General features: G+C 73.7%; 25 protein-coding genes. 10 read left to right on the top strand and 15 right to left on the bottom strand.

Annotation, left to right across the window (positions count from 1 at the left end):
* Nucleotides 1-2 precede the first annotated feature (2 nt).
* A complete protein-coding gene (locus AC07BS_RS08990; protein WP_478641410.1) occupies nt 3-515 on the top strand; it encodes an isochorismatase family protein in 513 nt (170 codons plus the stop codon).
* A gap of 40 nt (nt 516-555) precedes the next feature.
* Here AC07BS_RS08990 and AC07BS_RS08985 read toward each other — a convergent pair whose 3' ends face one another.
* Nucleotides 556-1,005 carry a MarR family winged helix-turn-helix transcriptional regulator gene (locus tag AC07BS_RS08985; RefSeq protein ID WP_478641409.1) on the bottom strand — a complete coding sequence of 150 codons (450 nt, stop codon included), beginning with the start codon at nt 1,003-1,005 and terminating at the stop codon, nt 556-558.
* Nucleotides 1,006-1,090: 85 nt separating this feature from the next.
* Between AC07BS_RS08985 and AC07BS_RS08980 the strand changes: the two genes are divergently transcribed.
* Nucleotides 1,091-2,110: an NADP-dependent oxidoreductase gene (locus tag AC07BS_RS08980; protein WP_478641408.1), complete on the top strand. Its 1,020-nt coding sequence runs from the start codon at nt 1,091-1,093 to the stop codon at nt 2,108-2,110.
* Nucleotides 2,111-2,182: 72 nt separating this feature from the next.
* Nucleotides 2,183-2,989: an EI24 domain-containing protein gene (locus AC07BS_RS08975; protein WP_478641407.1), complete on the top strand. Its 807-nt coding sequence runs from the start codon at nt 2,183-2,185 to the stop codon at nt 2,987-2,989.
* Nucleotides 2,990-2,992: 3 nt separating this feature from the next.
* On the opposite strand, the gene AC07BS_RS08970 is transcribed toward AC07BS_RS08975, so the two are convergent.
* Both AC07BS_RS08970 and AC07BS_RS08965 read right to left on the bottom strand, forming a co-directional pair.
* On the bottom strand, nt 2,993-3,727 hold the full coding sequence (locus AC07BS_RS08970; RefSeq protein ID WP_478641406.1) for a carbon-nitrogen hydrolase family protein: 735 nt from the start codon (nt 3,725-3,727) through the stop codon (nt 2,993-2,995).
* A gap of 7 nt (nt 3,728-3,734) precedes the next feature.
* The gene (locus AC07BS_RS08965; RefSeq protein WP_478931130.1) at nt 3,735-5,048 is read right to left on the bottom strand and encodes a pyroglutamyl peptidase; all 1,314 of its coding nucleotides are present in this window, start codon (nt 5,046-5,048) and stop codon (nt 3,735-3,737) included.
* A 90-nt stretch (nt 5,049-5,138) separates the two neighbouring features.
* Between AC07BS_RS08965 and AC07BS_RS08960 the strand changes: the two genes are divergently transcribed.
* A complete protein-coding gene (locus AC07BS_RS08960; protein WP_478931128.1) occupies nt 5,139-5,942 on the top strand; it encodes an MgtC/SapB family protein in 804 nt (267 codons plus the stop codon).
* A 371-nt stretch (nt 5,943-6,313) separates the two neighbouring features.
* On the opposite strand, the gene AC07BS_RS08955 is transcribed toward AC07BS_RS08960, so the two are convergent.
* Nucleotides 6,314-7,201, bottom strand: a complete 888-nt coding sequence (locus AC07BS_RS08955; RefSeq protein WP_478931127.1) for an SGNH/GDSL hydrolase family protein — start codon at nt 7,199-7,201, stop codon at nt 6,314-6,316.
* Nucleotides 7,202-7,517: 316 nt separating this feature from the next.
* On the opposite strand from AC07BS_RS08955, the gene AC07BS_RS08950 reads away from it, so the two are divergent.
* Nucleotides 7,518-8,012, top strand: coding sequence for a DUF3145 domain-containing protein (locus AC07BS_RS08950; protein WP_478641401.1), 495 nt, complete (start codon nt 7,518-7,520; stop codon nt 8,010-8,012).
* Between the two features lie 51 nt (nt 8,013-8,063).
* Nucleotides 8,064-8,954: an NAD(P)-dependent oxidoreductase gene (locus tag AC07BS_RS08945; RefSeq protein ID WP_478931125.1), complete on the top strand. Its 891-nt coding sequence runs from the start codon at nt 8,064-8,066 to the stop codon at nt 8,952-8,954.
* 82 nt (nt 8,955-9,036) lie between these two features.
* Here AC07BS_RS08945 and AC07BS_RS08940 read toward each other — a convergent pair whose 3' ends face one another.
* The 5 genes from AC07BS_RS08940 to AC07BS_RS08920 form a co-directional block, all read right to left on the bottom strand.
* Nucleotides 9,037-10,299, bottom strand: coding sequence for a beta-ketoacyl-[acyl-carrier-protein] synthase family protein (locus AC07BS_RS08940; protein ID WP_478641399.1), 1,263 nt, complete (start codon nt 10,297-10,299; stop codon nt 9,037-9,039).
* A 64-nt stretch (nt 10,300-10,363) separates the two neighbouring features.
* Nucleotides 10,364-10,612 (bottom strand): acyl carrier protein, encoded by a 249-nt coding sequence (locus AC07BS_RS08935; protein ID WP_478641398.1) that lies wholly within the window; start codon nt 10,610-10,612, stop codon nt 10,364-10,366.
* Between the two features lie 101 nt (nt 10,613-10,713).
* Entirely contained in the window at nt 10,714-11,718 is a 1,005-nt protein-coding gene (locus tag AC07BS_RS08930) for a beta-ketoacyl-ACP synthase 3 (RefSeq protein WP_478641397.1), read from the bottom strand.
* Nucleotides 11,719-11,732: 14 nt separating this feature from the next.
* A complete protein-coding gene (locus tag AC07BS_RS08925; protein ID WP_478931122.1) occupies nt 11,733-12,674 on the bottom strand; it encodes an ACP S-malonyltransferase in 942 nt (313 codons plus the stop codon).
* Between the two features lie 98 nt (nt 12,675-12,772).
* Nucleotides 12,773-13,948, bottom strand: a complete 1,176-nt coding sequence (locus AC07BS_RS08920; RefSeq protein WP_478641395.1) for a PucR family transcriptional regulator — start codon at nt 13,946-13,948, stop codon at nt 12,773-12,775.
* 71 nt (nt 13,949-14,019) lie between these two features.
* On the opposite strand from AC07BS_RS08920, the gene AC07BS_RS08915 reads away from it, so the two are divergent.
* Nucleotides 14,020-14,691, top strand: a complete 672-nt coding sequence (locus AC07BS_RS08915) for a pirin family protein (protein WP_478642093.1) — start codon at nt 14,020-14,022, stop codon at nt 14,689-14,691.
* Nucleotides 14,692-14,700: 9 nt separating this feature from the next.
* Here AC07BS_RS08915 and AC07BS_RS08910 read toward each other — a convergent pair whose 3' ends face one another.
* Nucleotides 14,701-15,519, bottom strand: a complete 819-nt coding sequence (locus AC07BS_RS08910; protein WP_478641393.1) for a serine hydrolase domain-containing protein — start codon at nt 15,517-15,519, stop codon at nt 14,701-14,703.
* A 166-nt stretch (nt 15,520-15,685) separates the two neighbouring features.
* Here AC07BS_RS08910 and AC07BS_RS08905 point away from each other — a divergent pair, with 166 nt between their 5' ends.
* A complete protein-coding gene (locus AC07BS_RS08905) occupies nt 15,686-16,135 on the top strand; it encodes a MerR family transcriptional regulator (protein WP_478642091.1) in 450 nt (149 codons plus the stop codon).
* Nucleotides 16,132-17,148, top strand: coding sequence for an aldo/keto reductase (locus AC07BS_RS08900; RefSeq protein WP_478641391.1), 1,017 nt, complete (start codon nt 16,132-16,134; stop codon nt 17,146-17,148). Before AC07BS_RS08905 ends, AC07BS_RS08900 begins: the two co-directional genes overlap by 4 nt.
* Nucleotides 17,149-17,160: 12 nt before the next feature.
* On the opposite strand, the gene AC07BS_RS08895 is transcribed toward AC07BS_RS08900, so the two are convergent.
* From AC07BS_RS08895 to AC07BS_RS08875, 5 genes are all read right to left on the bottom strand, one after another.
* Nucleotides 17,161-17,841, bottom strand: coding sequence for a response regulator (locus AC07BS_RS08895; RefSeq protein WP_478641389.1), 681 nt, complete (start codon nt 17,839-17,841; stop codon nt 17,161-17,163).
* On the bottom strand, nt 17,838-19,136 hold the full coding sequence (locus AC07BS_RS08890; protein ID WP_478931119.1) for a sensor histidine kinase: 1,299 nt from the start codon (nt 19,134-19,136) through the stop codon (nt 17,838-17,840). Before AC07BS_RS08890 ends, AC07BS_RS08895 begins: the two co-directional genes overlap by 4 nt.
* A 97-nt stretch (nt 19,137-19,233) precedes the next feature.
* Nucleotides 19,234-20,094, bottom strand: a complete 861-nt coding sequence (locus AC07BS_RS08885; protein ID WP_478641386.1) for a DUF4429 domain-containing protein — start codon at nt 20,092-20,094, stop codon at nt 19,234-19,236.
* Nucleotides 20,095-20,150: 56 nt separating this feature from the next.
* Nucleotides 20,151-21,395, bottom strand: a complete 1,245-nt coding sequence (locus AC07BS_RS08880) for an alpha/beta hydrolase (RefSeq protein WP_478931116.1) — start codon at nt 21,393-21,395, stop codon at nt 20,151-20,153.
* 99 nt (nt 21,396-21,494) lie between these two features.
* A complete protein-coding gene (locus AC07BS_RS08875; RefSeq protein ID WP_478641383.1) occupies nt 21,495-22,145 on the bottom strand; it encodes a TetR family transcriptional regulator in 651 nt (216 codons plus the stop codon).
* A gap of 113 nt (nt 22,146-22,258) precedes the next feature.
* On the opposite strand from AC07BS_RS08875, the gene AC07BS_RS08870 reads away from it, so the two are divergent.
* Nucleotides 22,259-23,851, top strand: coding sequence for a DHA2 family efflux MFS transporter permease subunit (locus AC07BS_RS08870; protein WP_478931115.1), 1,593 nt, complete (start codon nt 22,259-22,261; stop codon nt 23,849-23,851).
* Nucleotides 23,852-23,965: the final 114 nt, after the last annotated feature.

Below are 23,965 nucleotides of genomic sequence, written 5' to 3'. Positions count from 1 at the left end.
CCATGACGGAAATCGACCCCCAGCGCACCGCACTCGTTCTCGTCGATCTCATGGAACGCGTCGTGGCGTTGCCGCTCGCGCCCCGGTCGGGGGACGAAGTGGCCGCGACGGCGGCCGAGTTGGCGCGGGCCTTCCGCAAGGCGGGCGCCCCGGTCGTGGTCGTCCGGGTGGAGCGGCCGGGCCCGGCCGAGCAGCCGCCCGGCAGCGGGCTGCTCCCGGGGCTGGCGGAGCCCGGCGACATCGAGATCGTCAAGCGGACCGTGGGGGCCTTCCACGGCACGGAGCTCGACGCCCGGCTGCGCGAGCGCGGCGTCCGCACGCTGGTCCTGGCCGGCATCGCGACGAACCTGGGCGTGGAGTCGACCGCCCGGGCCGCCGTCGACCACGGCTACGAGGTCCTGCTCGTCGAGGACGCGACGAGTGCCATGACGGCCGAGGAGCACCGGGCGGCGGTGACGCTGGACATGCCGCGCCTGGGCACGGTGGTCACGTCGGGCGCCCTGGTCCTGCCGTAGGGCCGCGCCCCGCCGGGCCGGCCCGGCGGGGCGGGTGTGGCTAGAGGTCCTCGCCCAGCATCCTGCGCAGCAGGTCCCGCAGGGAGGTGCGCTCCTCCGTCGACAGGCCGGCCAGCGGTTCGCGGGCGAAGCTCAGGGAGGCGCGCAGGCGGCCCGCCGTCTCGCGGCCCTCCTCGGTGACGGCGGCGAGCTTGACGCGGCGGTCGTCCGGGTCGGGGCGGCGCTCGACCAGGCCGCGGGTCTCCAGCCGGTCGACGATGCCGGTGACGTTGGACGGCTCGCACTTCAGCTTCTGGGCGATGTGCCGCATGGGCAGCGCCTCGCGGTTCAGCAGGGCCAGTACGCGGGCCTGCGCGCCGGTGAGGGAGTGCTTGGCGGCCGCCTCCTCGTACTCCTCGTGGTAGCGCGTCACGACCGTCCCGATGAGTTCGACCACCTCTTGGGTCAGGGCGTCGGTCTGGGGCGTGGCCCGCGGCGTGGGAGGAGTCATGCCCACCAGGCTACTCGCATGCTTGACAATGTGAAATATCGAGGCGCATGGTTGTTTCAGTTCCTGAAGCATTGGAGGCTCCGCCATGTCCGCCATCCCCGCCACCAGCCGCGCCTGGCACCTGGTCGCCCGCCCGCAGGGCTGGCCGAAGCCGGAGGACTTCGCCCTGCGCGAGATCGCGGTGCCCGAGCCGGGCGAGGGCGAGCTCGTGATCCGCAACACCCACCTGTCGGTGGACCCGTACATGCGCGGCCGCATGGACGACCGCGAGTCCTACATCCCGCCCTTCCGGCTCGACGAGCCCATGGACGGCGGCGCGGTCGGCGAGGTCGTCGCCTCCCGGGCCGAGGGCTTCGCGCCCGGCGACCACGTCCTGCACAACCTCGGCTGGCGCGAGTACGCGGTCGTCCCGGCCCGGCACACGGTGAAGGTCGACCCCGCCGTCGCCCCGCTCTCCGCCTACCTCGGCGTGCTCGGCATGCCCGGCATGACCGCCTACGCCGGTCTCCTGGAGGTCGCCTCCTTCAAGGAGGGCGACACCGTCTTCGTCTCCGGCGCCGCGGGCGCCGTGGGCAGCCTGGTCGGCCAGATCGCCCGGCTCAAGGGCGCCGCGCGCGTCATCGGCAGCGCGGGCACCGACGAGAAGGTCAAGGCGCTCACCGAGGACTTCGGCTTCGACGCCGCCTTCAACTACAAGAAGGGCCCCGTCGCCGAGCAGCTGCGCGCCGCGGCCCCCGACGGCATCGACGTCTACTTCGAGAACGTCGGCGGCGAGCACCTGGAGGCCGCCCTCGACTCCCTGAACACCCACGGCCGGATCGCCCTGTGCGGCCTGATCTCGCAGTACAACGCCACCGAGCCGCCGGCCGGCCCGCGCAACCTCGGGCTCGTCCTGAGCAAGCGCATCCGCCTCCAGGGCATGATCGTCACCGACCACCAGGCGCTGCGCCCGCGCTTCGTCGAGGAGGTCGGCGGCTGGGTCCGCTCCGGCGAGCTCAAGTACCCCGAGACCGTCGTCGAGGGCGTCGAGAACACCCTGGACGCGTTCCTCGGCCTGCTGCGCGGCCAGAACATCGGCAAGATGATCGTCGCCCTCGGTTCCTGAGCCGGGCTCCGGGCCCCCTCGAGCCCCCGCAGCCCCGCTCGGCGGCCCGGTGAACGGCTACGCTTGCCCGCCATGCGAGATCTTGTAAGGGGCATGTCGTACCTGGCCGAAGGCCAGCGCTGGGTGGGGCGCAACCGCCGGCAATGGGGGTTCGGGCTGCTGCCCGGACTGATCACCCTGGTCGGTTACGCGGCGGCGCTCGTCGCGCTCGCCTTCTGGGCGGACGACGTCGTCGGCTGGGCCACGCCGTTCGCGGACGGCTGGGGCTCGCCGTGGCTCGGGCTCTTCCGCGGGGCTCTGGTGGCGGTGTTCTTCGGCGCTGTGATGATGCTGTCGCTGATCACGTTCACCGCCGTCACCCTGCTGGTCGGGCAGCCCTTCTACGAGGCGCTGTCCGAGCGGGTCGACGTCTCCGTGGCCGGCACCGCGCCCGAGTCCGGGCTGCCGCTGTGGCGGGAGCTGTGGATCTCGGCGCGCGAGAGCCTCGCCGTCGTCGTCCGGGTGGTGGTGTGGAGCACGCTGCTGTTCGCGCTGGGCTTCGTGCCGGTGATCGGGCAGACCGTCATCCCGGTCGTCGGCTTCTGCGTCACCGGGTTCTTCCTCGCCGAGGAGCTCACCGCCGTCGCGCTGCAGCGGCGCCGGGTGCCGCTGCGGGAGCGGCTGCGGCTGCTGCGCTCGCGCATGCTGCTGACCCTGGGCTTCGGGGTGCCGCTGGGGCTGCTGTTCCTGGTGCCGTTCGTGGCGGTGTTCGTCATGCCGGGAGCCGTCGCGGGCGCGACGCTGCTGGCGCGGGACCTGATGGGGGAGGAGGCCGGGGACGGCGCCCCCGTGGAGGCCGCCGCCCCGGCCCCGCCCCCGGCCTCCCCGTGGGGCCCGTAGCGATTACGCCGTAGCCGGCGCCACCTCCGCCGTCACCACGCCCGCCTCCCGGGCGGGGCCCTCCGCCAGGACGGCTCCGTCCGGGCCCCACACGGCGCTGCCGCCGCAGGCGTCGTACGCGCCCGCGGGGCCCACGTGGTTGGCCAGCAGGACGTGGAGGCCGTTGTCCCGGGCCAGCGCGGGGAAGATCTCGCGGCGCTCGGCCTGCCCCGGGCCCATCCCGTAGAGCGAGCTCGCCAGCAGGACGCGGCAGCCGTCGGCCGCCGCGCGCGCGGCGAGGTCGGGGAAGTGGGCGTCGTAGCAGATCACCAGCCCGAACGGCACGCCGTCCAGGGTGAACCGGCCGTCCGCCGTGCCCGCCGCGAAGCCGGCCGTGACCTCCGGACCGTGCAGGTGCCGCTTGTCGTACCGGGTCAGCGGCGCGCCGTCCGGGCCGTAGACGAACGACGAGATCGACGGGCCGCCCGGCAGCCGGCCCGCGCAGTTCACCACCGCCGCGACGCCCGCCGCGCGGCAGGCGTCGCGCAGCGGGTCGAGCCGGGGGTCGTCCATGTCCATGGCCAGCCGGTCCGGCTCGGCGACGATCGCCTCCGGCTCGTAGCCGGTGACGGCCAGCTCGGGGAGGACGACGAGGGACGCGCCCCGCGCGCCGGCCTCGGCGACGAGGCCGGCCATGCGCGCGACATTGACCCCCACGTCGAGCGGACGGGCGGTGAACTGCGCTGCTGCGATGATCATCGCGACATCATGACCGACCCGCGTTCCCCACGGCCACCGCCAGCACCGAACGGATCTGCGCGACGATCGCCAGCCGGTTCCGTACGAACTCCGGGTCGGTGACCGCCCCCGTCGTGGGATCGGTGTTCCCGTCGCCGAAGCGCAGCACGGGTGTGTGCAGGTGCCCGCCCGGCACCTTCAGGGCCACCGCGTCGCGCAGCAGGGTCGCGCGGTAGGCGATCTCGTTGGAGAGGTAGTCGCCCCCGCCGCCCGCCCGGGCCGCCGAACCGGGCGTCGGTCCGTCCGGCCGGTCGACCGGTCCGGTGCCGCCCGCCGGGATCTCGGTGACGGCGGTGTTGTCGTTCACCGGGAACGGGCCGGTGCGCGCGGCGGTGATCGCGGCGTACGGCAGGGAGGTCGTCGTCCACTGCGGCTGCGGGGTCACCGTGGGCACCCCGGGCGGTACGGGCACGGTCCCGGTGCGGGAGAGGTTTACGTTGTCCGGGGAGCCGCCGCGCCAGGCGCCGTTGGTGCGCTCGACGTCGAAGCGGCCGGGGCGGCCCTGGCTGATGGTGGTGAAGAGGTCCACCCGGCGCGGACCGGGCCGGAAGTGGGGGAGCAGGGTGCGCTCGACCGTGCCGTCCGCGAAGTCCTCCCAGCGCACCGGGAAGACCACCGCCTCCACCCGCGCCGGGCCCGCCGGGGTGGTCACGACGGTGCCGTCGAGCGCGAGCGCCGCCGCGCCCGAGGGGTTGGAGCGGCGGGCGTCGGCGTCGAGCTGGAACGGGTCGAAGCCCGTGATCAGCACGCGCCGGACCGCCCCGCCCGCCGGCAGGTCGACGGAGTCCTGGCCGCGCGAGGTCCGCTCCACGGCGGCCAGCAGCGCCGAGCGCTCCGGCCCGGTGACCGGGAACGCGGGCCGCCACGCGCGCAGGGCGCTCGTCATGCCCAGCCGCGCCCAGTACAGCGGCCGGTCGTCGTCCCGGCTCAGGTCCCCGCCCGCCGGGCCCCGCCCCTGGACGCGGTCCACCGCGCGCCGCCACAGCCGCCGGCCGTCCGCCGTCGCCAGGCGCTCGGCCTCCGCGAGGCTCCGCGTACGGTCCAGGGCGCGGGTGAAGCCGGGCGCCACGTCGTCGAAGCCGGAGCGCCGCAGGATCTCCCGCGGCACGGCGCCGGACAGCCGTCGTTCCTCCACCGTGGGCGCGCCGTCGGTGGAGGCGGGGGTGGCGGGGGTGCCGGCCGCGGCGGCCGGCGCGAGCGGGGCGCAGGCGAGGAGGACGGCGCCCAGGGCGCCCGACCGGGCCGCCCGGCGCGCCCTGCGCGCTATGTCACTGGGTCTCATGGGACGGAAGGAAATCACCGAGGCCGGGCTTTGCGATAGAGGCATGTCAACTCTCTGCGTGCGGTGGTGATTTCAGGCCACAATGGCGAGATGGACATAGTGCAGCTCTGCGCCGATCCGCTCATATCCTCCGGACACTCCCTGGCGGCCGCACTGTTCGATCCCAGAGCCGGTCAAGGGGCCCGGCAGTTCGCCGAGTTGGCCCTCGCCCTGCTCCTCTCCTCGCTCATCGGCCTGGAGCGCGAACTCCAGCAGAAGAGCGCGGGACTGCGCACCCACACCCTGGTGGGCGTGGGCAGCGCGCTGTTCGTGGAGGTCTCCATCCACGGCTTCGGCGCCCTGGGCGACATGACGGGCGCCCGCCTGGACGGCTCGCGGGTGGCCGCGCAGATCGTCTCCGGCATCGGTTTCATCGGCGGCGGCCTCATCTTCGTCCGCCGCGACGCGGTGCGCGGCCTGACGACGGCCGCGACCATCTGGCTGACCTGCGCGGTCGGCATGGCCTGCGGCGGCGGGCTGCCGCTGCTGGGCGCCGCCGCGACCGTCGTGCACTTCCTGGTCGTCCGCGGCTTCCCTGTGATGACGCGCCGCCTGGCCGTGGCACCGACCGCCGAACGGGTCGAGCTGCGGCTGAACTACCGCACCCGCAGGGGTGTGCTGGGCCGGGTGCTGGAGCTGTGCACCCAGCGGGGCTTCCGGGTCATGGACGTCCACATCGACGCCGATGCCGGTGCCGACGGCGCTCCGGACAAGGCGAAGGGCAAGGCCCGGGAGGCGGGCGTGGTGCTGGGCCTGGAGGGCAAGGGCTCCGCGCACCCCCTGGTGGAGGAGCTGACGGACTGGGACGGCGTCCTCGGCGTGGGCCTGCGCGCCCACCACGACAGCACCGAATGACGCGCTCCGGCGCCGGTGGAGGGCCAGTGATCCCTAAAACGGGTGAACTCGCTTAGGGGAACGGCCCGTTCATCGGATACCGTGCGGGCAGAAGGCGGACGCGGCTTCCGCGCACGCCTTCTGCCACGGCCCGCGCCCCGTCGTACGGGCGCGCGCGGCGCCGGCCGTCCGGGGCGAGGGTACGGACGCCGGCGGTCGCGGCCGCTTCAGTCCGCGGCGTTCCGGCGTTCGCGGCGGACCGGGCCGTGCGTGGCGGCCGGCTCTCCGGCCGCCTCCCGGGCGAGGGGCGGGACCACCTGACAGGTCCCGTCCCTTCCCTCGGACAGCACCCGCCGGAGAGCACCCGCCGGGCAGCGCTCGCCGGGCAGGCCCTACGCCTCCGGTGGCCGCGCGGCCGTGATGGTCCGGTAGGCGAGCCCGGCCAGCTCCGCCTGGCCCTCCTTGCTGGGGTGGAACCAGTCCCACGGGCTCAGCTGCCGCCCGCTGAAGTCGTAGCCGTTGACCCCGGCGTCGTAGCGGCAGAGATCGTCCTTCGCGCAGACGTCCTTCAGCACGGTGTTGTACTCCGCGACCCGGGCGGACACCTGGGCGCGGCGCGTCTCCGACTCCTCGTCCAGCCGCTCGGCGTCGCGCAGCATGGACGGGCAGATGGACCCCAGCTTCCAGACCTGACGCCCCATCATGCTCCTGCGCCCCTCGGACCACAGCCGTTTGAGGTTGGGGATGCCGGCGACGTAGACCTGGGAGCGGGGCAGGGTCGTGCGGAGCTCCTTCAGGGAGTCCGTGAAGTCCTTGCGGAAGGAGTCCACCGGCGTCATCTCGGCCACATTCGCGCGGCAGGCGTCATTGGCGCCGAGCAGGACGGTCACCAGCTGCGGCCGGTGGGCGACCGCCGCACGCATCTGGCCCGGCAGGTCCGCCATCCGGGCGCCGGTGCGGGCCAGGTTCCAGCTGCTGGTCTGCGGCGATGCCAGCAGGCGGCGGGCCAGGCTGTCGACGTCGGTGCCGGTGGCCCAGGAGACCTCGGGGCAGTCCTTGAGCAGCGAGCAGGCGTCGAAGCCGCGGGTGATGGAGTCGCCGAGGGAGGCGATCGAGGTGGGCCTGGTGTTCCAGGCCGGGCGAGTGGGGCTCGGTTTCGCGACAGCCGCCTCGCGCTCCGTACCGCCGTCGCCGCAGCCGGTGACCAGCAGTGCGGCGGAGAGCAGCGCCAGAGCCGTCCGTACGGTTCCGGCCCGCGTCCGCCTCGTGCTGGCGCCCATCGTCGTGTCCCCCTCCGGCCGGGTGATATCTGTCCGGGACCGACGGTACGTCACCCCCGGCGCGTCGCCGCACGGTAGCTTTTCCCCGGGTGATCGGGTCCGCCCGGCATCTTTCGCACCACGGCGCCACGGCATCACAACACGTCACATCCTGTCCCTTTTCAGGAGAAACGCTCCCGATGGTGTTTACTGTTGGTAACCTCGCGGGCTGGTGCGGGAGTGGCCATTGGGGCAGAATGACTGCTGCCCCGGGCGGGACCGTCACGGGTGCGAGGCCGCTGGGGAAGGCGAACCTCGAACCTCACGGGAGGTCCCGGTGACGACACGTGGAGTCCTCTACGTGCACTCCGCGCCGCGCGCGCTCTGCCCGCACGTCGAATGGGCCGTGGCGGGCGTCCTCGGAGTGCGCGTCACCCTCGACTGGATCCGGCAGCCGGCCGCCGCCGGCACCTGGCGCTCCGAGTTCTCCTGGCAGGGCCAGGCCGGCACCGCCTCCCGGCTCGCCTCCGCCCTGCGCGGCTGGCACCTGCTCCGCTTCGAGGTGACCGCCGAACCCTGCGCCACCGCCGAGGGCGAGCGCTACAGCTCCACCCCCGACCTGGGCATCTTCCACGCCGTCACCGGCATCCACGGCGACATCCTCGTCCCCGAGGACCGGCTGCGGGCCGCGCTCGCACGCGCCGGGCGCGGCGAGAGCGACCTCGCCGCCGAGGTCGCCAAGCTCCTCGGCAAGCCCTGGGACGACGAGCTGGAGCCGTTCCGCCACGCCGGCGAGGGCGCGCCCGTCCGCTGGCTGCACCAGGTGGTCTGAGCCCGCGGGTCGGCTTGCGGTGGAGCGCGCTCCACCGCCTAGCGTGACCGCATGTCCGACACCCTGTCAGCAGCCGTTCTCGGTACGGGAACCATGGGCGCGCCCATGGCCCGCAACCTCGCCCGCGCGGGCCTCGGCGTCCGCGCCTGGAACCGTAGCCGCGCCAAGGCCGAGCCGCTCGCCGCGGACGGTGTGAAGGTCGCCGGCACGCCCGCCGAGGCCGTCCGGGGCGCCGACGTCGTCCTCACCATGCTCCACGACGGCCCCGCGGCCCTGGAGGTGATGCGCGCCGCCGCACCCGGACTCGCCCCCGGCACCCTGTGGGCGCAGTCCTCCACCGCCGGGCTCGACGCGCTCGGCGAGCTGGCCGCCTTCGCCCGCGAGGCCGGGCTCGTCCTCGTCGACGCCCCGGTGCTGGGCACCCGGCGCCCGGCCGAGGAGGGGACGCTCACGGTGCTGGCCGCGGGCCCCGCCGCCGTGCGCGACCGCCTCGCCCCCCTCTTCGACGCCATCGGCACCCGGACCCTCTGGGTGGGCGACGACGCCGAGGCCGGCGCCGCCAGCCGCCTCAAGCTCGTCGTCAACAGCTGGATTCTCACCGTCACCCACGGCACCGCCGAGGCGCTGGCGCTCGCCGCCGGGCTGGGCGTGGACCCGGCGCGCTTCCTGGAGGCGGTCACCGACGGCCCGCTGGACATGGGCTACCTCCGGGCCAAGTCCGCCCTGCTGCTCCAGGAGCGCCTCACCCCGCCGAGCTTCGCCACCACGACGGCCGAGAAGGACGCCCGGCTGATCCTCGAGGCGGGGGAGGCGGCCGGGGTGAGCCTCGACGTCACGGCGGCGGGCGCCGAGCGGTTCCGCCGCGCGATCGAGCGCGGCCACGGCGAGGAGGACATGATCGCCTCCTACTTCGCCAGCTTCGCGGACCGCGGGAACGCCTGAGCGCGGCGGGTACGCGCGAGGGCCCGGCCCCGTATCACCGAGGTGATACGGGGCCGGGCCCTTCACTGACAGGGGCGCCGGATCAGACCGTGCGCAGCGCCAGCACCACGTTGTGGCCGCCGAAGCCGAACGAGTTGTTGATCGCGGCGATGGGGCCCTCGGGCAGCGGGCGCGGCTCGTCGCGGACGATGTCCGCGTCGATGTCCGCGTCCAGCTCGTCGACGTTGATGGTCGGCGGGGCGGTGCGGTGGTGGAGGGCGAGGACGGTGACGACCGTCTCGACGCCGCCGGCACCGCCGAGCAGGTGGCCCGTCATCGACTTCGTCGCGGACACCGCGACGTGGTCCAGGTCGTCACCGAGGATCTTGCGCAGCGCCTTGATCTCGGCCGCGTCGCCCTGCGGGGTGGAGGTGGCGTGCGCGTTGAGGTGCACGACCTCCGACGGCTTGAGGTCGGAGGTGTCCAGGAGGTTCTGGAGCGCCGCCGCGATGCCGCGGCCGGTGGGCTCGGGCTGCGCGATGTGGTGGCTGTCCGCGGACAGGCCCTGGCCCAGCAGCTCGCAGTAGACGCGGGCGCCGCGCTCGGCGGCGTGCTCGGCCGACTCCAGGATGACGATGCCGGCGCCCTCGCCGAGGACGAAGCCGTCACGGGCCGTGTCGTAGGGGCGGGAGGCCTTGGTGGGCTCGTCGTTGTTCTTGGACATCGCCATCATGCTGGCGAAGGCCGCGACGGGCAGCGGGTGGATGGCCGCCTCGGTGCCGCCGGCGACGACGACGTCGGCACGGCCGGAGCGGATCATCTCGTAGGCGTAGCCGATGGCCTCGGCGCCCGACGCGCAGGCGCTGACCGGGGTGTGGACGCCCGCCTGGGCGTTCACCTCCAGGCCGACGTTGGCGGAGGGGCTGTTGGGCATCAGCATCGGCACGGTGTGCGGGGAGACGCGCCGGGCGCCCTTCTCCCGGAGCACGTCGTACTGGTCGAGCAGGGTGGTCACGCCGCCGATGCCGGAGGCCACGACGGTGCCCAGGCGCTCGGGGGTGATGGCGGGGTCCTCGCCGGCCTTGGCGGTGAAGCCCGCGTCCGCCCACGCCTCGCGCGCGGCGATCAGCGCGAACTGCGCCGAACGGTCGAGCTTGCGGAGCATGGGGCGGGGAAGGACGTCGGCGGGGTCGACGGCCGCGGTCGCGGCGATGCGGACGGGCAGCTCGGTGAACCGCTCGTCCTCCAGGGACGTCGCGCCGGAACGCCCGGCGAGCAGCCCTTCCCAGGTCGATGCGCTGTCGCCACCCAGCGGTGTGGTTGCGCCGATACCGGTGACGACCACGGTGCGATTGGTCGGATTCACAGGAATTGTCTCCACGTGTAGAGGTGCTGGAACCGCCACCGCCGGGGTGGCGACGAACGCTGGATCAGGCCTGGTGCTTCAGGATGTAGTCGGCAGCGTCGCCGACCGTCTTGAGGTTCTTGACGTCCTCGTCCGGGATCTTGACGTCGAAGCGCTCCTCGGCGGCGACGACGACCTCGACCATGGACAGCGAGTCGACGTCCAGGTCGTCGGTGAAGGACTTGTCCAGCTGGACGTCCTCGACCGGGATGCCGGCGATCTCGTTGACGATCTCGGCGAGACCCTCGAGGATCTCCTTCTCGGTGGCAGCCATGTGGCGCTCCTTCTATCGATAGTGCGGTGTTCTGCTAAGGAAACTGCTGAGGCGGTGAGCCTTGCCGGCGCCCGGACCGGGCCGGGAACCGTGGATCTCGCCTAGGGGAGGGTAACGACCGTGGCGGCGTACACGAGACCCGCCCCGAAGCCGATGAGGAGCGCGGTGTCCCCGCTCTTCGCGGCTCCGGTCGCCAGGAGGCGCTCCATGGCCAGCGGAATGGAGGCCGCGGACGTGTTGCCCGTGGTCTCCACGTCGCGGGCGACCGTCACGCTGTCGGGCAGCCTGAGGGTCTTGACCATCGAATCGATGATCCGCATGTTCGCCTGGTGCGGGATGAAGACGTCCAGGTCCTCCGGACTGACCCCGGCCGCGTCCAGCGCCTGCTGTGCGATCTTCGCCATTTCGAAGACGGCCCAGCGGAAGACCGCCTGACCCTCCTGGGTGATGGCGGGGAACCGGACGTCCGTCTCCTCACGGTAGACGTCCCAGGCCACCGTCTGCTTGATGGTCTCGGCCTTGTCGCCCTCCGAGCCCCATACGACGGGACCGATCGCCGGCTCCTTGGAGGGGCCGACGACCACGGCGCCGGCCCCGTCACCGAACAGGAAGGCCGTGGCACGGTCCTCCAGATCGGTCAGGTCCGACAGCCGCTCGACGCCGATGACCAGGACGTACTCCGCGGAGCCGCCGGTCACCATGTCCTTGGCCATGGTCAGGCCGTAGCCGAAGCCCGCGCAGCCGGCCGAGATGTCGAAGGCGGCGGGCCTGCCCGCGCCCACCTTGTGGGCGATCTCGGTCGCGACGGCGGGAGTCTGCTTGAAGTGCGAGACCGTCGAGACGATCACGGCGCCGATCTGCACGGGGTCGATACCGGCGTCGGCGATCGCCTTGCCGGCCGCCTCGAGGGACATCGCGGTCACGGTCTCGTCGGGCCCGGCCCAGTGGCGGGTGGCGATGCCCGAGCGCGAGCGGATCCACTCGTCCGAGGAGTCGATGTGCTTGAGGATCTCCTCGTTCGGCACCACCCGCGCGGGGCGGTAGCCACCCACGCCCATGATGCGTGCGTACGCGGCGCCCTTGGCGGGCTTGATCTTCGCGGTCATGGTCGACGAACTCCTTATTCGGCCGGGGTCGCGTGCTCGGCGATCAGCTCGCGGGCCTTGTCGAGGTCGTCGGGCGACTTCAGCGCGACGGTCGCGACCCCCGGCAGGGCGCGCTTGGCCAGGCCGACGAGGGTGCCGCCGGGCGACAGCTCGACGATGCCGGTGACGCCCAGCTCCTTGAAGGTCTCCATGCACAGGTCCCAGCGGACCGGGTTGGCCACCTGGCCCACCAGGCGCGCGACGACGTCCGTGCCGCCGGTGACGACCCGCCCGTCCTTGTTGGAGACGTAGCGGGTGTGGGGGTCGGCGGGGGCCAGCTCGCTCACCGCGGCCTCGAGGGCGGAGACCGCCGGGGCCATGTGGTGGGTGTGGAAGGCGCCCGCCACCTTGAGCGCCACGGCCTTGCGGGTGCCCTCGGGCAGCTCCTCGGCCAGGGCCGCGAGCTGCTCCATGGTGCCCGCGGCGACGATCTGGCCGGCGCCGTTGACGTTGGCGGGGGTCAGGCCGAGCTTCTCCAGGTGCGGCAGCACCACGTCGGGGTCGCCGCCCAGGAGCGCGGACATGCCGGTCGGGGTGACGGTGGCGGCCTCGGCCATGGCCAGACCGCGCTTGCGCACGAGCCCCATGGCGGCCTCGTCGGACAGGACACCGGTCAGCGCGGCGGCGGCGAGCTCGCCCACGCTGTGACCGGCGGCGGCGCCCACGAGACGGGCGAAGTCCTCCGCCGTCGGGAACAGCTGCTGCGCCGACAGCAGCGCGGACGCGACGAGCAGCGGCTGGGCCACCGCGGTGTCACGGATCGCGTCGGCGTCGGCCTTCGTGCCGTAGTGGACGAGGTCCAGGTCGATGGCGGCCGACCAGGTCCGCAGGCGGTCTTCAACGCCGGGGAGGTCGAGCCACGGGGTCAGATAGCCGGGGGTCTGAGCACCCTGGCCGGGAGCGACGAGTACGAGCACCCTCACACTCTCTCTCGTGGGCGGTCTTGCTCACCCGTGGGGACAGGGACCAAGAACCGTCAGGGGAATTGTTGACGTTCGACAAAAGCCCCCGGGCGTCATTCCGTGTCGGCCAGGCGCCCGAGGATCAGTGCGATTCGAAGCGTAAAGGCCGAACGGACATCAGAGGGTGACCATCCGGTGACATCCGTCACACGTCGGAGGCGGTATCGCACGGTGTTGGGGTGGACGAAGAGCATCCGCGCCGCCCCCTCCAGGCTGCTCGCCTGTTCCAGGTAGACACTCAGCGTCTCCAGGAGGGCCGAGCCGGCCTCCTCCAGCGGTCTGTAGATCTCCTCCACCAGCTGGTCCCGCGCGGCCGGGTCGCCGGCCATCGCCCGCTCGGGGAGCAGGTCGTCGGCGAGCACCGGACGGGGGGCGTCCGGCCAGGCCGCGCAGGCCTTCAGACCGGCGGCGGCGGCCTGCGCGGAGCGGGTCGCGGCCAGCAGGTCGCCCACCACGGGGCCGGCCACCACGGGGCCGGCGGCGAACGGGCCGATCAGCGCCTTCGCCGCCTGCAACGGGTTCTCGGCGCCGCCGGCGATCACCACCAGCCGGTCGCCCAGCACCCCCGTCAGGACCTGGAGCTTCGCGTGCCGCGCGGCCCGGCGGATCGCCTCCACGGTCAGCTCGCTGTCCCCGTTGGGGGCCGTGCCCAGCACCACCGCGACATGGGCCGGCGCGCTCCAGCCCAGCGCCGCGGCGCGGGACAGCGCGCCCTCGTCCGCCTCGCCCGACAGCACGGCGTTGACCACCAGCGACTCCAGCCGGGCGTCCCACGCGCCCCGCGCCTCGGCGGCCTGCGCGTACACCTGGGCGGTGGCAAAGGCGATCTCCCGGGCGTACACCAGCAGCGCCTCGCGCAGCGCGGACTCGTCGCCGGGCGCGGCCACCTCGTCGATGGCCGACTCCATGACCTCGATGGTCGTGCGGACCATCTCCACGGTCTGGCGCAAAGTGATCGCCCGGGTCAGCTCGCGCGGCGCGGTGCCGAAGACGTCCGTGCTGATCGCCTGGGGGGTCTCCGGATGCCGGAACCACTCGGTGAACGCGGCGATGCCGGCCTGGGCGACCAGACCGATCCAGGACCGGTTCTCCGGGGGCATCGCCCGGTACCACGACAGCTGGGCGTCCATCCGGGCGATGGCCGCGGCGGCCAGCGTCCCCGATGACTTCTCGAGGTTGCGCAGGGTGGCGCTGTGCGGGTGCGGGGTGTCAGCAACTGGTTCAGGCACGGGGACAAGCCTGCCTTATTCGGGTGGGGTACGGCGCCGCCGGGCCCCCGCGGGGCTACGGTGGCCCGGTGATGTACGTGCAACGAGCGGCGGAACGGTTCCGCGGTGGGGACCCGGCGGCGGGCATCGAGACCTGGCACGCGTTCTCGTTCTCGGGCTTCTACGACCCGGACAACGTGCGGTTCGGCCCCCTCGCCGCCTGCAACGAGGAGTGGCTGGCGGGCGGCGCCGGCTTCGTGGAGCACCCCCACCGCGACGTCGAGATCGTTACCTGGGTGGTGGAGGGCGAGCTCACACACGAGGACTCCACCGGGCACACCGCGACGGTCCGCCCCGGCGACGTCCAGCGGCTGAGCGCCGGCACGGGCGTCCGGCACTCCGAACGCAACGCCGGGTCCGTCCCGCTGCGGTTCGTGCAGATGTGGCTGACCCCCTCCGAGCCCGACGGGGAGCCGGAGTACGAGGTGGTGCGGGGCATCGCCGACGGCACGCCGTACGCCCTGGCGCGCGCGGAGGCGGTGCTGCACGTACGGCGGCTGCGGGCGGGGGAGCGCACGGCGCTGCCGGACGCGCCGTGGCTGTACGTCCACGTGGTGCGCGGGCCCGTCCGGCTGGGCGAGGAGGTCCTGCGCGACGGCGACGCGGCGCGCGTCGCGGACGCGGCCGGGCTCACGGCCGAGGCCGTCGGCACCGCCGTCGAGCTGCTGGCGTGGGAGATGCACGCCGAGCCGCACTTCGGCTGACCCGGGGGCTCAGCCCCGGCGGAGCTCCGTCAGGACCGCGTCGGTCAGCAGCGGCCAGGCCTCGATGGCCCACGGGCCGAAGGGGCGGTCCGCCAGGGCCACGCACGCCGCGCCCGCCTCCGGGTCGACCCACAGGAACGTGCCCGCCTGGCCGAAGTGGCCGAACGTCCGGGGCGAGGACCCGGTGCCCGTCCAGTGCTGCGACTTCCGGTCGCGGATCTCGAAACCCAGGCCCCAGTCGTTGGGGCGCTGGTTGCCGTAGCCGGGCAGCACGCCCGCCAGACCCGGGAAGGCCACCGACGTGGCCGCGTCCAGCGTCTGACGGGACAGCAGCCGCGGCGCCTGGAGCTCCGCGGCGAAGCGGGCCAGGTCGCCCACGGTGGAGACGCCGTCCTTGGCGGGCGAGCCGGGGAGGTCCGTCGCCGTCATCCCCAGGGGCTCCAGCACCGCCTGGCGCAGGTACTCGGCGAAGGGGATGTCCGTCGCCTTGGCGATGTGGTCGCCCAGCACCTCGAAGCCCGCGTTGGAGTAGAGGCGGCGGGTGCCCGGCTCGGCCATGGGACGGTGCTCGTCGAAGGCCAGGCCCGAGGTGTGGGCGAGCAGATGACGGACCGTGGAGCCGACCGGCCCCGCCGGCTCGTCCAGCTCGATGGCGCCCTCCTCGACGGCGATCAGCGCCGCGTACGCGACGAGCGGCTTGGTCACGGACGCCAGCGCGAACCGGTGACCGGTCGGGCCGTGGGATCCGGCCACGGTGCCGTCCGCCCGTACGACGGCCGCCGCCGCGGTGTCCACCGGCCAGTTCTCGATCGTGCGCAGGCTTTCCATGGCCAGGAGCCTAGCGCGATGGCCGATCACCGGCGTATCCCGCTTGCCTGGAGTGCACTCCAAGTCTTTAGCGTGGGGCCACGCACAGGTCCGCGAGGGGGAAACGGTAATGACAGTGATCGACAGCCCACCGCTCGTCACCCGGCCGCCGGCGGGCGGGCAGGCGATGCCGGCGCCGGTCTGTCAGGAGCTCGACCGGCAGCGCCGGCGGCGGCCGGTGGGCCGGGACCGGTTCACGATCAGCGAGGTGTCCGAGTACACCGGGCTCTCCGCGCACACCCTGCGCTGGTACGAGCGCATCGGGCTGATGCCGCACGTCGACCGCTCGCACACCGGTCAGCGCCGCTACACCTGCCGCGACCTGGACTGGCTGGACCTCGTGGGCCGGCTGCGGCTGACGGGCATGCCGGTGGCGGACATGGTGCGCTACGCGGAGCTCGTCCGCGAGGGCGACCACACGGTCGCCGAGCGGGAACGGCTGCTCAGCGTCCACCGCGAGGACGTCCGCAGGCGCATCGAGGAACTGCGCGGCACGCTGGAAGTCCTGGATTACAAGATCGATATCTACGCCGACGCCCGGCGGGCGTCCGCATCCGAAGGAGCCCTACGGACATGAGCAACGAGACGATCGCACGCGTGACCCTCGGCGACGGCGGTCCGGAGGCCGGCGTCCAGGGACTGGGCTGCATGGGCATGAGCTTCGCCTACGGCCCGACCGACGAGGGGGAGGCGCGGGCGACCCTGGAGCGGGCGCTGGAGCTGGGCGTCACCCTCTACGACACCGCCGACTTCTACGGCTACGGGGAGAACGAGCGGTTCATCGCGCCCTTCGTCCGGGCCCACCGGGACCAGGTCGTCCTGGCGACCAAGTTCGCCCTCGACGCCGTCCCCGGCGATCCGGCCGGCCGCGCCATCCGCAATGACCGTCCGTACCTCCGCAAGGCCGTCGAGGCCAGCCTGCGCCGGCTGGGCGTCGACGAGATCGACCTCTACTACATGCACCGCCGCGACCCCGAGGTGCCGCTCCAGGAGTCGGTGGGCGCCATGGCCGAGCTGGTGGCCGAGGGCAAGGTGCGGTACCTGGGGCTCAGCGAGGTGACCGGCCCCGAGCTGCGCGAGGCGCACGCCATCCACCCGATCGCGGCCCTGCAGTCGGAGTGGTCGCTCTTCAGCCGGGACATCGAGACCGCCGTCGTGCCCGCCGCCAAGGAGCTGGGCGTCGCCCTCGTGCCCTACTCGCCGCTCGGCCGCGGCTTCCTGACGGGCGCCTTCACCGACGCCGGCAAGGAACTGTCCGCCGACGACTGGCGCCGCACCCAGCCGCGCTTCACGGGCGAGAACGCCCAGGTCAACGCGGCGCTGCTGGAGCCGCTGCGGACCATCGCCGAGGCCCGGGGCATCACGCTCGCCCAGGTCGCGCTGGCCTGGGTCCAGCAGCGGGCCGACGTCCACGGCCTGACGGTCGTTCCGATCCCCGGTACCCGCAAGCGGAGCCGGCTGGAGGAGAACGTGGGCGCCACCCGCGTCGAGCTGACGGCCGAGGAGCTGGCCGCGCTGGAGCCCGTCGCCGGCAAGGTGGCCGGGAACCGCTACCCGGACATGTCCTTCAGCTCCGCCGGCCGCGAGTAGCGCGGCACCGGCTCACTCGCCCGGGGTGACCAGCCCCGACTCGTAGGCGAAGACGACCGCCTGCGCCCGGTCGCGCAGGTTCAGCTTCGCCAGCACCCGCCCGATGTGGGTCTTCACCGTCTGCTCGGCCAGCACCAGCTCGGCCGCGATCTCCTGGTTCGACAGGCCCCGGGCGATGAGCTCCAGGACCTCCGTCTCACGCGGCGTCAGGCCGTTGAGCCGGACGGAGCGGCCGCGCCGCGGGGCCGGGCGGGCGGCGAAGTCGGCGATCAGACGGCGCGTCACCGAGGGGGCCAGCAGGGCCTCCCCGGCGGCCACGACCCGCACGGCCGAGATCAGATCGGCCGGCGGGGCGTCCTTGAGCAGGAAGCCGGAGGCCCCCGCGCGCAGCGCCTCGTAGACGTAGTCGTCGACGTCGAAGGTCGTCAGCATCAGCACCCGGGGCCGGTGCTCGCCCGGCCGCGCGGGGGCGGCCGGGTCGAGGATGCGCCGGGCGGCCTCCAGGCCGTCCATCTCCGGCATGCGGACGTCCATCAGCACCACGTCCGGGTGGGTGCGCCGGGCGAGCTCCACGCCCTGCCGCCCGTCCGCGGCGTCGCCGACGACGTCGATGTCGGTCTGCGCGGCCAGCAGCGCGGCGAACCCCGCCCGCACCATGGCCTGGTCGTCGACGATGATCACCTTGATGGTCATGCGGCGGGGGGTTCCTCTTCTGCTTCTGCGGTGAACGGAATGCGGGCGGCGACCCGGAAGCCGCCGTCGGGCAGCGGCCCGGTGTCGAGGGTGCCGCCGAGCAGACGGACCCGCTCCCGCATGCCGACCAGGCCGTGGCCCGTGCCGCCGGTCTCTACCGGCCGCGCGGCGGGCCGGGCCGGGGCGGCGTTGACGACCAGCAGGTTCAGGGCCGCGCGGTCCTCGTCGAGCGAGACCGAGACCCGGGTGACCGCGCCCGGCGCGTGCCGCACGACATTGGCCAGGGCCTCCTGCACGATGCGGTACGCGGACAGGTCCACGGCCTGCGGCAGGCCGGCCGGCGGCGGCTCGGGCAGCGACAGCTCCACCGGCACCCCCGTCCGGACCGTCCCCTCGACCAGCTGCGGGATCCTCGCGACGCCCGGCTGCGGGGCCTTCTCGGGGCCGCCGCCCGGCCCGGCCGTGCCGTCCTCGCTGCGCAGCACGCCCAGCAGCCGGCGCATCTCGGTCAGGGACTCCCGCGCGGTGGCGGCGATCGTCCCGAACTCCTCGCGGGCCGCCTCCGGCAGGTCCGCCAGGCGGTACGGGGCGCTGTCGGCCTGCACGGTGATGACCGACATGTGGTGGGCCACCACGTCGTGGAGCTCGCGCGCGATGCGGGCGCGCTCCTCCAGCAGCGTGCGGCGGGCGCGTTCGGCCTCGCTGATGGTCTCCTGCGCGGCGAGCGCGCGCCGGGCCTGGCCGCGCTCGCGCAGCAGGGCGCCGACCACCAGCAGGACGCCGCCGATGAGGACCAGCACGATCCACGAGTTGTTGCTGCGGGCCGGATCGAGGCTCTCCAGCAGGATGCTCGTCGCGCCCAGCAGCGCCCAGGCCGCGGCCAGCACGCGGGGCCGTTCGCGCAGGCCGAGGGCGAGCAGGAGCGCCAGCATCCCGATGATGCCGGGGGGCGTCCACGGCCAGGCCCACTCCCGCTGCGCGGGCACGGTCAGCAGGGTCGCGGCGCAGACGGTGTGGGCGGTGAAGGACACCGCCCAGGCGGCCAGCGGGCGGCTCACGGCGAGCAGCAGCGGCCCCGCCTGGAGGACGGCGAACAGCAGCCCGAGGTCGGGGTTCAGCCCGTACTCGGTGCCCAGCAGCATGGCCGAGGTGGGCAGCAGGATGGCGACGAGGATCCCGGCGACGGCGTACGGCAGGCGGCGCGCGAAGCGGCTGCGGGCGTGGCCCAGGAGGGGCTCGGGCCGCCAGGCGGCGGCGAGCGCGGAACGTACGCGCTGGTGCGGTCGTGAAGGCATGACCGGGCCAGCCTAGGCGGCGGGGCCGGGCGGGGCGTCACCCCCGGGTGCCGGTCCGGATGTCATACCCGGGTATCACCCCGCCCCGCGACGGCCGTCAGAGCTCCGCGAGAAGCTCGGCCTTCTTCGCGCTGAACTCGTCGTCGGTCAGCAGCCCGGCGTCGTGCAGCGCGCCGAGGTGGCGGATGCGGTCGGCGATGCCGCCGGGGTCGGGGCGGGCGGCGGGCGCGCTGTCGCCGGGCGGGGCGGGGGCCGCGGCCCGGACGGCCGCCAGGACCGCCGCGGCGAACGGCAGCGACTCGTGGAGCAGGCCGTAGCCCCGGCCGAACACGACGGCCGCCGGGTCCTGGTCGGCGGCGCCGGGCAGGGCACCGTTCGCGCCGCGGCGCACCAGCCGCAGATGGCCGCCGAGGGTGTCGGGGGAGCGCCACTGGACGCCGGTGAGCTCGGCCACGGCGAAACGCTGGTCGCCGGCCTTCCACTTGGCGGAGGAGGCGCCGCTCCAGAACCACCGGAAAGAGACGTTCCGGCCGTCGAAGGACGCCTTGCCGTCGTACGCCTTGAAGGACGCCGGCGGGACCGGCGGGGCCACCAGATGGCGTTCGGCCGGCTCGCCCGCGTCGGGTCCGAGCTCGGCCCGTATCCGCTCGGCGTAGTACTCGGCGAGCAGCTCGTGCTCGGCCGGCAGCACCAGGCGGTAGGGGTCGCAGCCCTCCTTGAGCTGGCCGTCGGCCGCGTCGGCCAGCGGGTCGGCGCCCGGTCTGGGCACGGCCCGCAGCACCACCGTGCCGTGTCGTCCCGGCGTCTGTTCGACGGCGGCGAGCGCCTCGTAGGGGATGCGCCGCTCGCCGAGCGCCTGGAGCAGCTTCGGTGTGCGGATCCCCCGTTCGAAGCGGATGAGCACGGAGTCGGTGTCGAACTCCCAGACGGTGTGGAAACCGGCCAGCACATCACCCATGCCGCTCATCGTATGCGGCGCCCGTGCGTCCGTCCCCCTTCGTGACGCTACGCGCGTCATGCGGCGGGGATGACCCGGCCCTGGTCCAGACCGGCGGTGCAGTCACTGCTGTCACCCGCGCACCGGACGGAGCCGGGGGCTCCGACTCCGATGCCGGCGAAGTTGGCGAGGCTGGTGGTGCCCGGGGCGAAGTAGCCGGTGTGCCCGCGCGAGCCGGCGGCCGACAGCACACGCGCCCCGAAGCCCGCGGAGACCGGGTCGGCGCCGTGGCCCAGACCGCCGACCTCCATGTGCGGCACGCCCTGGATCCAGTCGTCCGCGTCGCGCGTCGCCCAGACCCGGGCGGTCGTGCCCAGGTCGGAGACGTGCTCGGCGCGCATGCCGGGGCTGCCGGCCACCGCCACGTCGGTCACCCGCGACGGGATGTCGCGGGCGGCGACGCCGCACACCACCGAGCCGTAGCTGTGGCAGAACAGCGAGACCTCGGAGGTGCCGGGCAGGCCGCGCACCATCCGGCGCAGCCGCAGCGCGCCCTCGGCGGCGAGCTTGCCGGTCGCGGCGTCCATGCCGACGCCGACCGGCGAGGTGTAGTCGGCCCAGGCGACGACGGCCGTCCTGGTGCCGGGACCCGCCTTCCGCTCGGCGGCGTAGAGCGACCGGGCCATGCCGACCGGGGCGCTGTACGCGCGCTGGGACTTCTCGAAGGTCAGGACGTTGGTGTCGACGCCGGGGACGATCACCGAGACCCGCTCGGCGCGGTCGAGGTCGCCGAAGACCTCCGCGACGCGGCCGGCCCCGCTCGCGTCGAACGCGAGGATCTGGCGGTCGTCGGCGAGCAGCGACTCGAAGCGGTGCATCCGGCGGGTGGCCTCGTAGCGGCCGGCCGGGGTGAGGGCGCTGTCGTGGGTGCGCCGCTCCTCGGCGGAGCGGGCCCGGGCGAGCGCGATCCGGTTGGCCTGATAGCGCAGCCGCACGGGGGCGCCGGCGAGGTTGCCGACGACCAGGGGATAGCGCTCGGCGAGGCGCTCGCGCTGACCGGCGGTGAGCGTGCCGAAGAAGCGGCCCAGGGTGGTGGCGTCGGAGTCGGGGGAGGGCAGCGGCCGGCCGCCCACGGAGCCGTGCAGCCATTCCCTGACCGCCGCCGCGCGCGGGTCGGCGGGCGCCCGGTGCGCTCTGACGGCGGTCCAGCCGGTCGTGGCGAGCATGACGAAGACCACGGCCAGCGCGAGGAGCGCGCGCCAGACCGTGGTCGCGTTCGTCCAGGGAATGGAGGAGGAGTCGAGCTCCGGGAAAGAAGTCACCGCCGACCACAGTAGGAGAAAACCGCTTGCGTCCGGGAAGTCGGTGAGCTATCTCACGTTTGGATCAACGGCAATTGGGCGCGGTGGAACGCCCTTTGATCAAGAACGCCAGTTTTCCGTCAGTGCCGGACCGATCTGGTCCAAGTAGTGCGCCGTCGTGCGCCGGAGCTCGGCCAGATCGTCCCCGCCCGCCCCCTCGGCCGCCTCCGCCCAGAGCTTGTTGGTCTCCCGCATCACCCCGCCGAACGCGGCGACGAGGATGCGCGGCCGCGGGTCCTGCGGCGGCAGCCCCTCCCGGCGGGCGATCTCCGCCGCCAGCCGGTCCTCCAGCCCGGCGATCCGGCGCAGATGCGCGGCCAGCAGCTGCGGCGTCTCCTGGATCATGCGGTACGTCCTCAGGTACAGCTCCAGCGGCACCACCGCCTCGATGGCCTCCTCGATGCCCTCCCAGGAGGCGAGCACCGCCGTGCGCAGCACGGTGAGCGGCGACTCCTCGGCGGGACGCGCCAGGACGGCGGCGAGGAACCGGGACTCGGCCATCTCCTGGACGTCGAGCGCGGCCTCCTCCTTGCTGGAGAAGTAGCGGAAGAAGGTGCGCTGCGAGACGTCCGCGGCGGCGGCGATCTCGTCGACGGTCGTGCCCTCGTAGCCCCTGAGCGAGAACAGCTCCAGCGCCGAGCGGACCAGGGCGTCCCGGGTCCGCCGCTTCTTGCGCTCACGCAGGCCGGGCGCACCCTCGATCGCGTGCATGGTCGCCTCTTCTCGCTGTGTTTCCGCTGCTCAGGATAGCTGTGGCCGAACTGACAGATCGCGACGATCGAAACCGATAGTCAAGTGTCAGTGACTGACATAATCTCGGGAGCATGACTCGGACCACCGTCGCCGAGGCGACGCCGGACCTCGGGCACCGCGGCACGGGACTGCGGGGCCATCCCTGGCTGACGCTCATATCGGTCGCGATCGGCGTGATGATGGTCGCGCTCGACGGCACGATCGTCGCCATCGCCAATCCCGCCATCCAGAAGGACCTGGGCGCCTCGCTCGCCGACGTCCAGTGGATCACCAACGCCTATCTCCTCGCCCTCGCCGTCGCCCTGATCACCGCGGGCAAGCTCGGCGACCGCTTCGGCCACCGCCTGATCTTCCTCATCGGTACCACCGGATTCGCCCTGTCCTCCGGACTCATCGCCCTCTCCGGCAGCGTGTCGACGGTCGTCGGGTTCCGGGTGCTCCAGGGCCTGTGCGGTGCGCTGCTGATGCCGGCCGCGCTCGCGCTGCTGCGCGCCACCTTCCCGGCCGAGAAGCTCAACATGGCCATCGGCCTGTGGGGCATGGTCATCGGCGCCTCCACCGCCGGCGGCCCGATCGTCGGCGGGCTGCTCGTCGAACACGTCAACTGGCAGTCGGTCTTCTTCATCAATGTGCCGGTGGGCGCCGCCGCCCTCGCCCTCGGCCTGATCATCCTCAGGGACCACCGGGCCGAGCGGTCCCCGAAGTCCTTCGACCTGCCGGGCATCGTGCTGCTGTCGGGCGCGATGTTCTGCCTGATCTGGGCGCTGATCAAGGCCACCGACTGGTCGTGGGGCGACGCCCGGACGCTCGGCTTCCTGGGCGTCTCCCTGCTCTGCTTCGTCCTCTTCGCCGTCTGGGAGCTCAGGGCGCGCGAGCCGCTGCTGCCGCTCGGCCTCTTCCGGTCCGTGCCGCTGTCCGCGGGCACGGTCCTCATGCTGATGATGGCGTTCGCCTTCATGGGGGGCGTCTTCTTCGTCACGTTCTACCTCCAGAACGTGCACGGCATGACCCCCGTCACGGCCGGTCTCCATCTGCTGCCGCTCACCGGGATGATGATCGTGGCCGCCCCCGCGGCGGGCGCGGTGATCACCCGGACCGGCCCGCGCCTCCCCCTGGTCACCGGCATGCTCTGCACGGCCGCGGCCTGCTTCGGGATGTCCACGCTCGAACCCGGCACCGGCACGGCCACCATGTCGGTGTGGTTCGCGCTGCTGGGCCTCGGCCTGTCCCCGGTGATGGTCGGGGCCACCGACGTCATCGTCGGCAACGCCCCGCTGGAGCACGCCGGCGTCGCCGGCGGCCTCCAGCAGGCCGCCATGCAGGTCGGCGGCTCGCTGGGCACGGCCGTGCTGGGCGCGGTCGTCGCCACCCGGGTGGACCACCTGCTGCCGGAGAAGTGGGCCGCCGCCGGGCTGCCGCCGGCCCCGCCCGAGCGGATGGCCCAGGCCGCCGACGCCGTCCAGGTCGGCGTGGCGCCGGTGCCGCCGGGCACCCCGCCGGAGGCCGCGGCACGGATTTCGGCCGTCGCGCATGACACGTTCGTGGCAGGAATGAACGTTGCCTTCACCGTCGCCGGCTGTGTGGCGCTGGTCGCCGCGGTCGTCGCCCTCTTCACCAAGCGGGGCGCGAACGCCGGGGCCGGCGCGGGTGCCGGCCACATCTGAGGCCGGCGGACCACGGGTCGGCGGACGGGGGGGGGGGGGGGGGGGGGGGGGGGGGGGGGGGGGGGGGGGGGGGGGGGGGGGGGGGGGGGGGGGGGGGGGGGTGGGGGGTTGTGT

The sequence above is a fragment of the Streptomyces sp. NPDC044063 genome (assembly GCF_056434285.1).
This window is presented reverse-complemented; position numbering and strand designations above follow the sequence as displayed.